The organism is Ensifer sp. R1-3 (assembly GCF_056739175.1).
The window spans coordinates 745,044-759,519 of sequence record NZ_CP096516.1; the positions used below are offsets into that span (position 1 = coordinate 745,044).

Annotated in this window: 11 protein-coding genes; 5 read left to right on the forward strand and 6 right to left on the reverse strand. The window is 59.4% G+C overall.

Going from position 1 to position 14,476, the window contains the following annotated elements; translation table 11 throughout:
- Positions 1-38: 38 nt before the first annotated feature.
- Positions 39-1,487, forward strand: coding sequence for a thrombospondin type 3 repeat-containing protein (locus tag M1D43_RS20850; RefSeq protein WP_014527270.1), 1,449 nt, complete (start codon positions 39-41; stop codon positions 1,485-1,487).
- Positions 1,488-1,637: 150 nt separating this feature from the next.
- On the opposite strand, the gene M1D43_RS20855 is transcribed toward M1D43_RS20850, so the two are convergent.
- The 5 genes from M1D43_RS20855 to M1D43_RS20875 form a co-directional block, all read right to left on the reverse strand.
- A complete protein-coding gene (locus M1D43_RS20855) occupies positions 1,638-3,626 on the reverse strand; it encodes a polysaccharide biosynthesis tyrosine autokinase (RefSeq protein ID WP_014527269.1) in 1,989 nt (662 codons plus the stop codon).
- A 313-nt stretch (positions 3,627-3,939) separates the two neighbouring features.
- The gene (locus tag M1D43_RS20860) at positions 3,940-5,232 is read right to left on the reverse strand and encodes an O-antigen ligase family protein (RefSeq protein ID WP_014527268.1); all 1,293 of its coding nucleotides are present in this window, start codon (positions 5,230-5,232) and stop codon (positions 3,940-3,942) included.
- Between the two features lie 49 nt (positions 5,233-5,281).
- Positions 5,282-6,517 (reverse strand): glycosyltransferase family 4 protein, encoded by a 1,236-nt coding sequence (locus tag M1D43_RS20865; protein WP_014527267.1) that lies wholly within the window; start codon positions 6,515-6,517, stop codon positions 5,282-5,284.
- Positions 6,518-6,578: 61 nt separating this feature from the next.
- Complete coding sequence (locus M1D43_RS20870; protein ID WP_014527266.1) at positions 6,579-7,418, reverse strand: sulfotransferase family protein; 840 nt, start codon at positions 7,416-7,418, stop codon at positions 6,579-6,581.
- 317 nt (positions 7,419-7,735) lie between these two features.
- Positions 7,736-9,094, reverse strand: a complete 1,359-nt coding sequence (locus M1D43_RS20875; RefSeq protein ID WP_014527265.1) for a lipopolysaccharide biosynthesis protein — start codon at positions 9,092-9,094, stop codon at positions 7,736-7,738.
- A 420-nt stretch (positions 9,095-9,514) separates the two neighbouring features.
- Between M1D43_RS20875 and M1D43_RS20880 the strand changes: the two genes are divergently transcribed.
- The 4 genes from M1D43_RS20880 (at position 9,515) to M1D43_RS20895 (ending at position 13,506) form a co-directional block, all read left to right on the forward strand.
- Positions 9,515-10,765 (forward strand): polysaccharide biosynthesis/export family protein, encoded by a 1,251-nt coding sequence (locus M1D43_RS20880; RefSeq protein ID WP_010975610.1) that lies wholly within the window; start codon positions 9,515-9,517, stop codon positions 10,763-10,765.
- Between the two features lie 62 nt (positions 10,766-10,827).
- Positions 10,828-11,520 carry a sugar transferase gene (locus M1D43_RS20885; RefSeq protein WP_010975611.1) on the forward strand — a complete coding sequence of 231 codons (693 nt, stop codon included), beginning with the start codon at positions 10,828-10,830 and terminating at the stop codon, positions 11,518-11,520.
- A gap of 40 nt (positions 11,521-11,560) precedes the next feature.
- Positions 11,561-12,247, forward strand: a complete 687-nt coding sequence (locus tag M1D43_RS20890; protein WP_003531355.1) for a PIG-L deacetylase family protein — start codon at positions 11,561-11,563, stop codon at positions 12,245-12,247.
- Between the two features lie 68 nt (positions 12,248-12,315).
- Positions 12,316-13,506: a DegT/DnrJ/EryC1/StrS aminotransferase family protein gene (locus tag M1D43_RS20895; protein WP_014527264.1), complete on the forward strand. Its 1,191-nt coding sequence runs from the start codon at positions 12,316-12,318 to the stop codon at positions 13,504-13,506.
- 31 nt (positions 13,507-13,537) lie between these two features.
- On the opposite strand, the gene M1D43_RS20900 is transcribed toward M1D43_RS20895, so the two are convergent.
- Positions 13,538-14,380 (reverse strand): sulfotransferase domain-containing protein, encoded by an 843-nt coding sequence (locus M1D43_RS20900; protein WP_014527263.1) that lies wholly within the window; start codon positions 14,378-14,380, stop codon positions 13,538-13,540.
- Positions 14,381-14,476: the final 96 nt, after the last annotated feature.

Sequence of the window (14,476 nt, forward strand, 5' to 3'; positions counted from 1 at the left end):
GTCGGTGTCATATTTCTGCAGGATGGCGGCACAAGAGCATGACGGTAAGCTACCAAGCGCATGACGTAAGGGCATTTGGTTTCACCATAGCGCGTTGCCTGATTTTGGCGGGGTTGGCCTGCGGATCATGGGTCGGCTTCTCGCGGCAAGCTCTAGCCCAGGCGGCACTGGCCGAGCCTCTTTCACCCAAGCTTCCGGACGGCAGACAACGCGCCTTTCCCACGGCCGAAGGCTTCGGCGCCGGCTCTCTTGGAGGCCGGGGGGGTAAGGTGATCTATGTCGTCAACACAAACGAATCAGGGCAGGGCTCCTTACGTGCGTGCATCGAGGCATCCGGCCCGCGCATTTGTATTTTCCGCACGGGTGGCACCATTGTTCTTCGCGAAGGATCGCTGGTCGTCCGACATCCATTCCTGACGATTGCCGGAGAGACGGCGCCGGGCGGCGGGATCGCCATCCGGAACGGCGAGACGCAAATTCGTCCTTCAATCGAAATCGTGACCAATGACGTGATCATCAGGCACATTCGTCTTCGCCCCGGTCCGCATGCCGTGAAGGCTTGCTGTTCCGGAGGCCTCGGAATGTACTCCAGCTCGGCGAAGGACATCATGCTCGATCATATCTCCGCCAGCTGGGGATCAGACGAGACGATCGATTCGGAAGACGCGAGTAACTTCACCTGGCAGTGGGGTATTGCGAGCGAACCGTTGCTGCGGGGCGGCCCCGGGAAAGACAAGCGTGCGCGCAACATGTTGTTCACGAAGGGCGGCAACGTCTCCGTGCATCACTCTCTCTTCGCTTTCGGCCAGTTCAGAAACCCCCTGATAAAGATGAAGATTCCCGGCGCCGTCGCCGATGTCGTGAACAACGTGTTTTTCTCACCGAAGTGGCAATATGTCCTAAGCTTCGGCGATGAATGGGCGCGGATCCAGGCTAATGTGGTCGGCAACTACAAGATCGCGGGGGAAAAGCTGCGAGACGATCATATGGTTCATCTCTTCGAAGAAAGCGGACGCGGGCACGCGATCTATTTGAAGGACAATTACGACGAACCATATCGCACTGGCGCCAGCGAGGATGACACCCTCGTTTTGGCCGAGAAACAAAGAAGGTTCGTTTCAACGTCGGCATTCGATGCACCGGCGGTCCGCGCTTCTGCGCCCGAAATTGCTTACGAGGACGTCCTGGCAGGTGCCGGTGCGACGAAGCCTCGGCGCGACGCGGTCGATCGCCGCATCACCGAGGCGGTCAGAAATCGCAGCGGACGACTGCTCGTGAACGATCCGCAGGACGTCGGCGGTTGGCCGGAACTCGATGCCGGGGTGCCGTACCCGGACAGCGACATGGACGGTATCTCGGATGACTGGGAGGTCGAAAGCGGCACCGATCCGGCAGATGCCAGCGATGGGCGACAGGACTTGGATGGCGACGGATGGACAAATCTCGAAGCGTTTCTCCATTTCATGGCGGGCGATACCGCGGATTAAATCCCGTTGAGATTCGGGTATCCGCCGCGGCTTGCTTGACTTCCTCATCCCTGTGCTCGTCACAGGTATCCAGCCACACCACGTCCGTTTGTCACTGAGATCCAGCGCCACGTCTGCGGCGCGGGAAGAGTTCTTTCACCCTATGGTATTCTAAGCGACATTCGACGGGCGCGTGATCGAAGGTCTCGCCGCGGGAGCATGAAGCGTGTTGACGTCCGCGTCCGCCCGTTCGGGGAATGCTCCATTGCCGCGGACGCGATGCCAGCGGCCAGCCGGGATGCGCTTGGACGTGATGACGAAGCCGCCATAGTGGTGGCGCCTGTGGATTTCCGGATTGACCTGATTGATCACTGTGCCGATCAGATGCGCATGGTTCATTCGGAGCTGTGCAGCGGCTTCCAGCAACTGCTCTTCAGTCGTTTTACCCCAATTGGCTATAAGGACCACGCCATCGACAAAGGGCGCCAGCCAAGTCGCATCGCCGGAGGCGAGCACAGGCGGAGCATGCAGTACGATGAAGTCGTATCCGCTTTGCTTGAGGTCCATGATGAGTTCGCAGAGCTTGTCAGAGTCCAGGGATCTGAATGGCTCCATCATCACATGAGTCGCGTCGATGAACCCGAAACCGGGCAAGGTCGGGATGGACTGCACGATCTCGCCAATGACCGCTTGATTTCTGAGATAGCGTTCGATTGGCTCCGGTGAACGTTCAACGCTTTTCAGATAGGGAACGTTGTGGCGATTGAAATCGAGATTGACGAAGGCGGTAGGGCGGCCATCCGCTGCTGCGGCTGTCGCGATTCCCCAAGCCGTCGACGCGTTTGCGATGTTGTGAACGCAGGAGGTGACCATCACGATGCGCCGCAGTTGCTTTGCGTCGGAATAGCGACCGGCCATATAGACCGCCCGCTCCGCTTCGGCGGACGTGAAATTGCTCCAGTCCGGAATGCACGAGGATCGCTTGGCGCCCGGAGAGGTGAGTTGCTTCGGTATCTTCGGTACATAGCCAAGATTGGGGATCCGCAGCAGTTGCGCCGCGCGCTGTCCGCTACGGACACGGGTGTCGGTCGTTTCCAGCAGGAGCGCGAGCACGCAGGCCAGCAGCGTGGAGCCGGCGAATGCGGCCGGAATGATAAGTCCGGGCTTGGGAAACGACGGTGAATTGGGGAGTTCGGCTGTCGATACGATTCGTGCGCTGGGTTTCAAGGACTCGGCTTCGAGATCGGACAGAATACGCTGAACTTCATCCTCGATCATGCTGCGGATGCCTGCTATTTGCGAATCCGCATCGATCATCTGAGGATGATTCTTGCCGTATTTGGCAGCGAGTTCGGCCTTGCTCTGCAGCAGCCGGGCCTCTTCGTTCCGCAACGTGATAAGAAGTGGCTGCGTCATGCTCTGCCGAAGAAAAGCCACTGCACCGCCGGTGTTGAGTGCGCGTTCCTTGTCCGCGACTCGCTCGTCCTGCTTGAATTCGAGCGAGGCTTCGACATAGAGGGTGGCGATCGTGTTTGCGATTTCCTGGGCGAGTTTCGGATTCTGGTTGGTTACGACAAGCCGCACGGCGAGGCTTTCGCCGGTCCGGCTCACCTCGAACTGGGACAGCAGCGCGGAAATCGCGTGATCCCGTTGAGTCCTCACATCCGGTACGACCCGAACGGTTGCCGAAGAACTGCCAATACCGATGAATTCCTTGATCTGGTCAACCAGGCCCTGGTCGCCCGACTTGTCCCCGCCCGGTGCATAAGGATTGAAACTGGGATCACCGATGAGGTTCAACCGGTCCACGATGCGGCCGGCAAACTTGCGCGACTGCAACACGTCCATCTCGGTTTCCGCCGCCGAGCGGTCGCGGTCGATGGATGTCAGAGCTGCATCGGTGGCAAATGGCCGGACATCTTTGCGCTCCAGCACCACTTCCGAGCTAGCGGTATAGCTTTTGGGGAGCGAAAAAGAAGCAACTGCAGACAGCAATGTGCAGCCGATGATGATTGATGCAAGAAACCAGAACCGCCTCTTGACCACGGCCCAAAGGTCAAAGAGGCCGACCGTAGCGCCGCTCTGCTGAACGGCAAAATCAATGGTTTCTCGGTGATGAGCGCGGGCAGATAGGCTGCCATCGGGAACGAATGTCGTCATGGAAACCTGCTAATATTAAAAAATTTTCTATATTCTGTTACTTTAGTAAAATATTGAATAAGGCGCAATGAATTAGTTCAATGCTACCAAAATCTACTTTCGCTGCACAAGCACGTTGTCTTTGACCAGCGCCCTCGGGCATACCGCGGCGCAGATGAAGTCGCAGGTACTATGTCAATACGCCCGCATCAAAAACGAGGGGCGTCACGATCTTGACAATACCCCGGATTTCGCGGCACGGCCAGCAAAAATCGAGACCTGAATGTTCTCGGTTGCAGACGGCGCCCGTTGCTTGGGACGTCGCTTGCATGGTTCACGACATTTGAACCTTGGTTGATCCAGCACCTCTCAGCTGCGTAAGGCCTAGTCCGAAACACAGAAGAATCGGCATGGTCCAATATCGCGCATACATATGCGGATTGAAGAGGGCGATTACCAGGAAGACGAGGATTGTCGTCACCACCGCCGCGAGCGCGCGTTTGTCTCCGCCAACCTTCAAGATCGCGAGCGCCAGCAGCATGCCGACGCCGGAAAACATCAACCAGCCGACAAGCGCGAGCAATCCACCCTCGACCCAAAGGAGAAGATAAATATTGTGAACCGGAGCGCTTTGAACGCTTCTCTCACGGAACTGATCCGCACCGAGCCCCACGAGCCGGATCTGTTCCTCCGAGATCATATGAGCCGCTTCCTCCATCAGCGCGGCTCTGGAGAGGAACGTCCCCGCTTCGGATATGTCACCGGAGGACAACGCGCCCAAAACCCGCGTCTGGAATGTCTTTGGCAGCATCTCCTTACTGCCGAATAGTGCCGCGCCGCCAACGACGATGCCCGCGCCAAGCGCCAGTCGCAAGAGCAGCCGCGGCGTCGAAATCATCGCGATGAAGACGGCAAGACATAGCGCGGTTGAAAACAGGCCGCTGTTCGAACTTGTCAGGACCACCGTGACGATGACGATCACGAGGGCGGGCAAAGCGAAGTATGATTTCACGCGGCCCGAAGACCAGAAGAACAGCAGAATAGGCAGCGTCAGGGCGTTGATCGCCGCGGCCAGGTTCGGATTTCGCAACACGGTAGCCAGGCGCTTCCCGCCGGTCACGACGCCTTTACCTTCTCCGGGCACATACCCCACCGTATAGAACGTGATGATACCGTGAATGTCGATAAGAATGACGCTGACCAGGAAAATGCCGGCCAGTCGGTAGGCTTCCCTCGGGTCCTCACGGATGAGGATGACCATCAAGATCAGATAGGCGAAGAGATATTGCCCCATCACGATCAGTCCGCGCTGAGGACTGCCGTGGAACAGGCTGCCGAGCATGATCCCGATGAACAACAGCGTGAAAGCGCAGAGCCATATCGACGTCGTCTGTTCGAGCGGCCTGCTCCTGATACGCCCGGTGATCAAAAGAAGGAACAGGCTCAAGCAAAAGAAAAAATCGCTGAATGTGAAGAAAAGTTCGGAAAACCGCAATGTCGCGTAGGGCGCCAGGAAAACGGCCAAATAAACGACGGCACGTTCGATAGCCGCAAGGCGAAGGTTTGTTCTGCTGGGCTGACTAGCAAAACGAAGTTGATGTGCCGTTGTCATACCGGTTTCTGACACGATCGCCTCACAACTAGCTAAAGCGGGATAGGACCGCCCGCACTTTTCCTCATCCCGCTCTTGCGGAGCGCTGCATGGCGGCCATGCCTGTCAGCTCTTCGTAGACCGATGTAATCGCATAGACGTGGCGCTCGAAACTGAAACGGGCGCGTACTTCGTTGCGCGCCGTTTCCACGATGCGATCGCGAAGCGCCGCATCGCTGAACAGTTTGAGACAAGCCCTGGCGAATTCATCCGGATCGTCGGCGCGCACGAGCATGCCGGTCCGGCCGTCTTCAACCACTTCCGGATTTCCGCCGGAGTCGGCCGCGACGACCGGCGTACCGAGCAGCATCGCTTCGACAAGGGTTCTTCCGAGCGGTTCGTTGACCGCCGTCACCAGTAAAGCGTCCAGCCCTGCGATCCACGGCTCGCCCGGATAACGAAAGCCCATGAAGTGAATGCAATCGGCAACTCCGAGCGCCTCGGCACGCGATTTTGCGGCCTCGTCAAGACCGTTGAGCGCATTGCCGAAAAAAAGGCCGACAACCTTGGTCTCAGGCGACAGGCGCTTCAGGGCGGCAACCGCTTCGACAAACAGGATCGGCCGCTTGCGGTCCACCAGGGTCCCGACATAACCGAGAAGCTTCGTCTCCGGAGCACACCGAATCGCGGCCAGCACGTTGTTGCGGGCTTCCTCGCGCTCGAACCCCGCCATCTTCGTGACGTCGAACGGGCTGTGCACGACGCTGCATTTGCTCGCGGCCGAGAAAATCCCCGGGCGGGGCGATGCGAATTTCGACACGGCCACCAATCGGTTTGGAAGCCATGGCGCCACGCGGCGCAGACCGAACGAAGTCGCGTCGCCGCGATGATGCCAGAGATGCTTCGCCCCTGCGACGCGCGCAGCGAGACCCCAGATGAGATGTGTGCGACCATCATTCGTGTGTACGATCGAGGCATTGCTCGCTCGCAGGAATCGGACGAGCGCAGGAAGTGTGCGCATGACATTGACGACTGCGGCGCCATTGCGCGGAGCCGCTCGCGCCAGACGGTTCAGAACCGGAGCGGCGACAAAGTCGATGCCCTCACGGCGAAACAAATCCGCGACCGGTCCATCGGTATCGTGCAGGACGACCAGCGGCACGAAGCGCGACCTGGGGAGATTCCGTATCAGGCCGAGCGAGGACATGTGGCTCCCGCCGACGAGATCTCCAATGAAGGGGAGGCACACAATCACCTGATGACCGCCGGCTATGTTGGGCGTTTCCGGTTGGCGAAGATCAACTGCTGCAGAAGACGTCATTACCTTAGATCCCAAAGGAACTGATGAAAGACCCGCTGACCTGGCAAAGCCGGGCCGGAGGTCATTTCTCGGGGCTTCTGTTCCTCAACCAGTCCGTCAGATCCCTTCCGACGAGGGCGCCGAGTTTTTCCGTTTCAGGCGCGAAGTAATCGGTCATCCGCGCGCGCAGGTCATGACTGAGCGGTGCGTATTGAAGCTCGCCGGCAATCAGCGAGCGCAGTTTCTTGAAGCCGGTATTCTGCCGGAATGGAGCAGCCACCGGCTTCAAGGGACGCAGGAGCCGGCGCAGGGTCGGATTGACGACCGGTTCCGATTTGTCCTTCACCTTTTTTGCAAGCGGCTTCAGCGGAACATCGGCTTCGAGCCCGAGGAAGCCGCGGACGCGGGCGAGTTGGGCGCGGGCGTCGATCTTCAGGTCCTCGTAGAGGAGGACCAGAATCTGCTCCGCGGGGAAACGGTCGAGATAACCCTGCAACTGCTGATAATAAAGACCACCGTTCAGGAAGCGCCCGCCGGCCCCTTGCCGTGGGTCGAGGTACTGGGCGATGTCGCGCCCGACCTCGGCGCGGCGATAAAGCATGCAATAGTCGGAATAGGCCCGGTCCACCGGATTGCGAAGCTGCGCTATCAGGCGGGCCTCGGGCAGCTTTTCCTTTATTCTTTCTGCCGCTTCCGGCACATCCATGTAGGAGTTGGATTTTTCGCCACGCAGCCGCCGGTGCTCCTGGCCCGCGAAATGTTCCAGATACCATTCGTCGCCGCGCTCGTAATAGCGGCTGAAATAGTGCAGTTCCGGATCGGGCATGAATATGCCCGGGTCCTGCTGCAACGATTGCTGAAGCCACGTCGTCGCGCTTTTCGTCGCTCCGATGATCAGGAAGTCGATATCCCGCATTTCCATCTTTGGCCCTCTCTCGATCGCCTCAAAGGGCGATTGCACCGAAACGATCGGTTCGCCGCCCCGCAAGGGGCTTTGGTCCTAGGTCAAGCAGTGTTTCCGAAATTCGCTAACGTGAACGAGGTGCCGCTACGGCCGGCAAACGGTATGAATGTACAGGTTGAGGTTCCGCGGCGAAGTAGCAGAATTTGCGCGAAGAATCCGGAAAAAGCGACCTCAGTTTAAATGTTAATCCTGGCAATAGTTGAAATGAATAAAATCTACCGGCGAATTTCACAGAAAAACCTGCTGGAGGCAAGATGCTTCTTTAACTTTGAGTTTCAAGTCTCAGGCGCAGGGGTTCGGCGGTAGCTCAGCATCATCGTCGACAGCCAGATCGAGGCCATGACGATGTGGGCGACGTTCGCTCCCATCGCGCCTATGACCGGAATGAGGGCGAATGCGGTCGCATGAAAGCCAATCGCGGCGATCGTGACGCTGCGCAGTATCTCGTTTTCGCGTCCCATTGCGAGAAGCGCCGAGCGGATGACCGCGCCGCACAGGGTCATGGTCACCGCGACCGACTGCACGATGACGAGGGGCCCTGCGGCTGCGAAATCGGGCCCGGCGGCCCAGGTGAGTAGCGGACCGATCAGGAGGTAAAGGCCGCCGATCAGAAGCAGGCCGCAACCGAGAAGCAGTCCCTGCATCTGCGCGACCGCGCGATGGAAGGCGCTGAGCGCCTTGGTTGCCCATGCCCGGGCGAGCTCCGGATAGAGGACCGCCTGAACCTGCACGCCGGCCTGCTGCGCGATGCGGCCAATGCGTTTGGCGATGTGATACAGGCCGGCGGAGGTCGGATCGGCAAGATAGCCGACGAGGAGCGTGTCGAGCTCATTGGCGCTTGAACGAATGGTGAGCGAAAGGTTCGCCGAGATCGCGAACTTCCACAGACCCGGAAACCGCTTGGTAATACCGCGAAGCGGAACGCTTATCAGGCCCGAAAGGACGCCCTGCCGCCGCAGTTCGGCCAGCGCAAAAAGCACCAGGATGAGGGTGCCGATGATCTGGGCCGACATCCATATCAGCGTGAACTCGAACAGGCCTGCGCCGGTGGCGACGCCGATTGCGCAAAGAACGACCCTCAGCACGCTTGTGGCAACCTGACCATAGGCGATCGCCATGAAGCGCCCGTAAAGGCGCAGCACGGCGGTCGGCATGCCCGAGACCTGGAACGGCAGGACCGTGCAGTAGAGGATGGCAAGGTCCGCCCCGTCTCCCGATATGCCAAGCCAGGGCGCGACCACCAGAATGAGCAGGACGGCAACCAGCCATCCCACCAGTGCCGCGGAAATATCGAGCAGCAGGCCGAACTTGAGCAAGGCCCGAAGTTCGGTCGCATCGTCGGCGTTCTCCGCGAGCGAATGGGCGCCGTACTTGATCAGTGGCTGCCACGACTGGAAGCTTACGATCCGCTCGACCGCGCGTGTGTAGGAGAAGCATAGCGCGAGGATTCCGTAGCCTGCCGGACCGAGTGCCCTCGCTGTGAGCGCAAAGCCGATAAGGCCGATGACCGAGCTCAAAATGTTTCCCGTGAGCAGGTGCGCAATGCTTTGCAGGCGCTCCAGCATCGTTTTCTCGCGACTGAGAATTTGCCGCAAGCTGCCGAATTTCTTGAGAAGCTTCTTTCGGAACGCCACTGAAACCGCCTATGATTTAAGAGATAAGTTAATAGGCATTTACAAATGCTGTGTGCGGAGCCGGTAGTCGTACGCCGCTCAGGGGCGGACGGTCCGCCATGATTTCTCGTATAGTCTTAAGTGAATATCGTCAGAGGAAGAGCCGGCGAAAACCGTGCCGACAAGCTCGCAAGCCGTCGGCATTTGTCGCAAGGTTAACTGCCCTTTCCCCCGCCAATGCTCCTCTAAAAATTCAATAAGTTTCTGCAACGGTTTGAAATATTATAAAATTTTGATCCATAAGAGGAATGGCTCAAGGAGCGCATCCAACAATGAGGCCGCGAATAGTTAAAAACCTTTGACGTGATAGCGCGTCGAAGAATATAGTCGCCCAATATTTTTTGGTAGAGTTTTCTTTATTCCTTTTTTGGAGGCTGTGAGATGGGGATTTCACCGGCCGTTTATAGGACCATTTTGCCCCGTTGGAAGCTTGGGGCGTTCCTGCTGATGGTTCTTTGGGCGCTTGCGTTCCCGATGATTACGTCTATGCCCGCTCAGGCCGGTGATTACCGGCTCAACTCGGGAGATGTTTTGACCTTCGACTTCCTTGACGATGCCGAGCTGCCGGTTACCGCGACCGTGTCGGGCGCCGGCGTGGCGCAATTTCCGCTCATCGGCGGGGTCGAGGTCATCGGGCTCACGGTGCCGGAAGCGCTGGCTAAGCTCCGCAGCGAGTACCGCAGGCGCGACGTTCTCGTCGATCCGAAAATCTCTCTCGATATTTCGACTTTTCGCCCGATTTTCGTGCTCGGAGAGGTCAAGACTCCCGGTTCGTTTCCTTTCTACAGCGGGCTGACGGTCGAGCAGGCCATCGGTCTGGCCGGAGGCATGCAGGTCGCTGCGGCGAGCGCATCCGACCGGATCGTCGCACGCGCCCGTCTGCGCGCGGAGGCAGAGGCCGCCAACGCCGAGATCGTCCACGAGGCCATCTATGCGGCGAGGCTTGTGGCTCAGTTGAAATCCAGCGACAAGATCGACCTCGCCGATGTGCCTGAGGTGGCACGAGACTATGTGACCGGCGTGCCTCTCGATGGCGTGATAGAGCTCGAAGAAAAGATTCTGAAGGCGGACCTCGCCGCAAACAAGTCGCAAGCGCAGATCCTGTCCGAGGGCATAACCCAGTCCGAAGGCGGCATCGACATACTGAACCAACTCATCCTGCAGCAAAAGGACGTGGTTCAGAACAGCAAGGAAGATGTGGAGCGTATCGCTACCTTGCGCAAGCGCGGGCTGAACACCGAAAGCGATCTTTCCCGCGCGGAGAACAGTGCTTCGGCCGAACAGGCGCAGCTTCTCGAGACCTTTGCCACACTTGCGCGGTCGCGCCAGGAGTTGAGCGGGCTGAAACTGCAGCTCGCAAAGCTTGCAGCCGACCGTGAGAAGGACATACTGACCCAGCTCCAGGCGCGTGAGATCGCCATCCAAAAGCTGATTTCTGGAAAACACTCCGCCGAAGAGCAAATACTTCTTATGGCCGCGGTGGCCGAAGACGAGACCAAGAAAAATCAGATTTCATACACCTATGAGATTCGCCGGAACCCGATGGGCGGTACGCCGACCAGCATAAAGGCGTCGACCCTGACCGAACTCGTTCCGGGCGACGTGCTCATGGTGTCAATTGCCGGAATGTAAGACTTAATTTCAGAGATTTTGAAAACACGCTCTATGCGCTTCTGCGCCAAGGGAATATTGAGTTGAAAACCTGTAGAGAACCTGCGGCCGTCAGCTTCGGCTTGCCTGCCTCCTTGGGATTTTACCGTCTCAAGCGTTTCCTCGATTGCCTGTTTGCCGGAACCGTTTTCGTGTTGTGCCTACCGCTGATGGCGGTCACGGCAGTGGTCGTTTGGGCTACCCTCGGCTTGCCGCTGTTCTTCACCCAGGCGCGCGCCGGTGCGGGGATGCGCGTCTTTACCGTTGCCAAATTCCGCACGATGACGGATGCGCGGGCACCTGACGGCACGCTTTTGCCGGATGCGTTGCGGCAGACCGCCGCGACCGCTCTGTTGCGGCGGCTGCGCTTCGATGAGCTGCCACAACTCATTGCGGTGCTTTCCGGCGACATGTCGATGGTAGGTCCGCGCCCACTTCCCTTGGCGACCGTCGCCGGCTTCGGCGAACTAGGCCGCATGCGCTGCCGCATCGCCCCGGGAATGACCGGCTGGGCACAGGTAAACGGCAATACGCGGCTTTCGGACGAGGAGAAGATCGCTCTCGACCTCTGGTATGTCGCACATACCAGCCTCTGGCTCGATGCGCGGATCCTCCTGTTGACCCTGAAAACGCTGGTCACCGGCGAGCGGGTTCATGCACGGCATCTGCAAGAGGCCAGGGAGTTTCTTTCGCGCCGTCTTGGCGCAGAGACGCCGAAGTCGCGATGCGGTGGATGAACCCGCGCCAAGGCGGCAATATTTTTGATCAGGAGGTTTCATGGGTGGCGGGCAGATATCTTTCGGGCGCACTCTGGTCGTGGCGCCGCATCCCGATGACGAGGTGCTCGGCGCAGGCGGGACGATCGCGCGGCTCGCGGCCGAAGGTGAAGAGGTCTTCGTCGCGGTCGTGACGGAGGGAAAGCCTCCTGCCTTCGATCCGGAGGCAACTGCCCGGATACAGGCAGAAGCGAGGCAAGCGCACCGCGCCTTGGGCGTGACGGAAACCATATGGCTCCGGCTGCCGGCAGCACAGCTTGCAGAAACGGCGCATGCAACCGTCAATGCCGCATTGCTCGAGCTCGTTCACCGGCTGTCGCCGCAAACCGTCTTATTGCCCTTCGTCGGTGACATGCACATGGACCATCAGTTGACCTTCACGTCAGCGCTGGTCGCCTGCCGGCCGCACCAGGCGGAATTCCCAAAGCTCGTTCTCGCCTACGAGACCCTGTCGGAGACAAATTGGAATGCGCCCTATCTGTCTCCGGCATTCGTGCCAAACGTCTTCGTCGATATCAGCGAGCATCTCGAGGCAAAGCTCAAGGCGATGGAGTTGTTTGCTTCCCAGGTGCGCCAGCCGCCGCACGAGCGCTCGATCGCGACCCTCAGGGCGCTGGCGACCTTGCGCGGGGCGACCGTGATGCGGCAAGCGGCGGAAGCTTTCGTATTGGTCCGGCACGTCGTTTAGGTTGAAGGACGGCGTCGCACGGAATTACTCACTATTGCCACAAGGCCTAATTCAAATCGGAGGGACAGATGGGACGCTGGCCGGTTTACGACGAGGAGCAGATCGAGGATGTCGTGTCGGTCCTCAGATCTGGCGAGGTGAATGCCTGGACGGGACCGCACGTCCGCAACTTCGAGGCTGCCTATGAGCGCTTTCTCGGCGTAAAACATGCGGTGGCTCTCGCCAACGGAACGGTGGCGCTGGACCTCGCGCTCTTCGCGCTCGGACTTGAGCCGGGCGATGAGGTCATCGTGACGCCGCGCAGTTTCATTGCCTCGGCCTCAACGGTGCCGATGGCGGGTGGAGTTGCGGTTTTCGCCGACGTCGATCGCGACAGCCAAAACATCACCGCGGAAACCATAAGGGCGAAGCTGACGCCGAGGACCAAGGGCGTCATCGTCGTGCATCTGGCCGGCTGGCCCTGCGACATGCCCGCCATAATGGCGCTTGCCCGCGAAAAGGGGCTGTGGGTGATAGAGGATTGCGCTCAGGCGCACGGCGCCGAAATCGACGGCCGGCCGGTCGGCAGTTTCGGTGACATCGCGGCTTTTTCCTTCTGTCAGGACAAGATCATCACCACTGGAGGCGAGGGCGGGCTCGTGGCGATGAACGACGACGTGCTCTGGAAGAAGGCCTGGAGCCGCAAGGACCATGGCAAGTCGTATGACGCCGTCTATCACAAGGAGCACCCTCCGGGTTTCCGCTGGCTGCATGAGTCCATCGGCACCAACTGGCGCATGATGTCGATCCAGGCGGTCATGGGATCGCGTCAGTTGCAGCGCCTGACGGAATGGCGCAGCATAAGAGCGCACAATGCGGCTATTATCGCCAGAGCGGCCGAGGAGATCGAGGCTTTGCGCACGCCCCTGCCGCCCCGTGGGATTCAGCACGCGTGGTACAGGTTCTATACGTTTCTTCGGCCGGAGCGCCTGCGGCCCGACTGGAGCCGGGACCGGATCATCGCCGAAATCAACGGCGCCGGCGTCGCATGCTTCAGCGGCAGTTGCTCGGAAATCTACCTGGAAAAGGCCTTTACGGACATCGGCATGGCCCCGGCACAGCCATTGCCCGACGCGCGCGAGCTCGGCGAGACGAGTCTTGCCTTCCTGGTCGACCCCGCGCTCGATACCGCGGCAATGGAGAAGGCGGCGCATGTCCTGCGGGAGGTGTTTGCAAGGGCCAGCATCGGCAGGCCAGCCCTCGATGCCGCGCGGCGTTAGAGCAGTTCCATCCGGGCGCGCAGGTGCCGGTTCAGACGTTCAATCCCGTGTGGCCGACGAGACGTTTGGCGGCGACCGTCAGGTCGGCAGCGCACAAACGCTCGACCTCTGCGACCTGCGCCTCGTCCAGATAATCCCTGAAACCACCTGCCTTGCCACGGCGCATGCGCAGGCTTTCCACATCGTTCCGATCGTAGTCATGAGCCGGAATGCCTTCTACCCGTTCCCTGTCCTGCATGGCCTCAAACCGGCCGGCCTCGACCGCTGCCCGGAGCGCCGTCCGATCGACCGGACAGCGGAGAAATTCCAGCACCGCTTCGGTTCGCCCATCCGTGTCGGCGGAGAGACCCTCATAGCTCAGAACGAAGTGCGCGCGGTTGGACAGGCCGGCTGCCCAGCCATTGAGATAATCGATCATCTTGGGCATACCCTGGTCACGGTCCCTTATGAACTCCGTAAGGGTGCCGGCGAAACGGTGTTTGTGCCGGGTCGCATGGAAATAGGCCGACACGATCACGTCGCGCGGATCTCTTACCATCATGATGACCGGGCGCCTGAGGAACAGGCTGGCGCGATAGTCCAGGTGGCTGACGAGGATCGTCGGAATTGCGTCTTTCGCCTCGCGGAAGCGGTAACCCGGCATGCCGCGCACCGGGTCGAGATCGAAATTCGGTACGATCGAGAACATGTTATGAAGGTCTATCGTTTCCGGCACGCGCGCGATCGTCGCGAGATAGTGGGAAAGAACGTACCGAAACCATGTGCGGCCGGATTTTGGATAAGAGATCAGGAAACTGTCGGCCTGAGCGGCATTAGCGGTAAGCCGTACGCGCTTCTCCACTCGACGCCATGCCCGTCTGAGAATGCTTGCCATCGTCTGTCCCTCAAATTGAGATCACCGGCGCGCGGTGCACGCATGGATAAATGTAATTTTGGTGCCTGATCGCGCAGAATAGAACAATATGTCGTT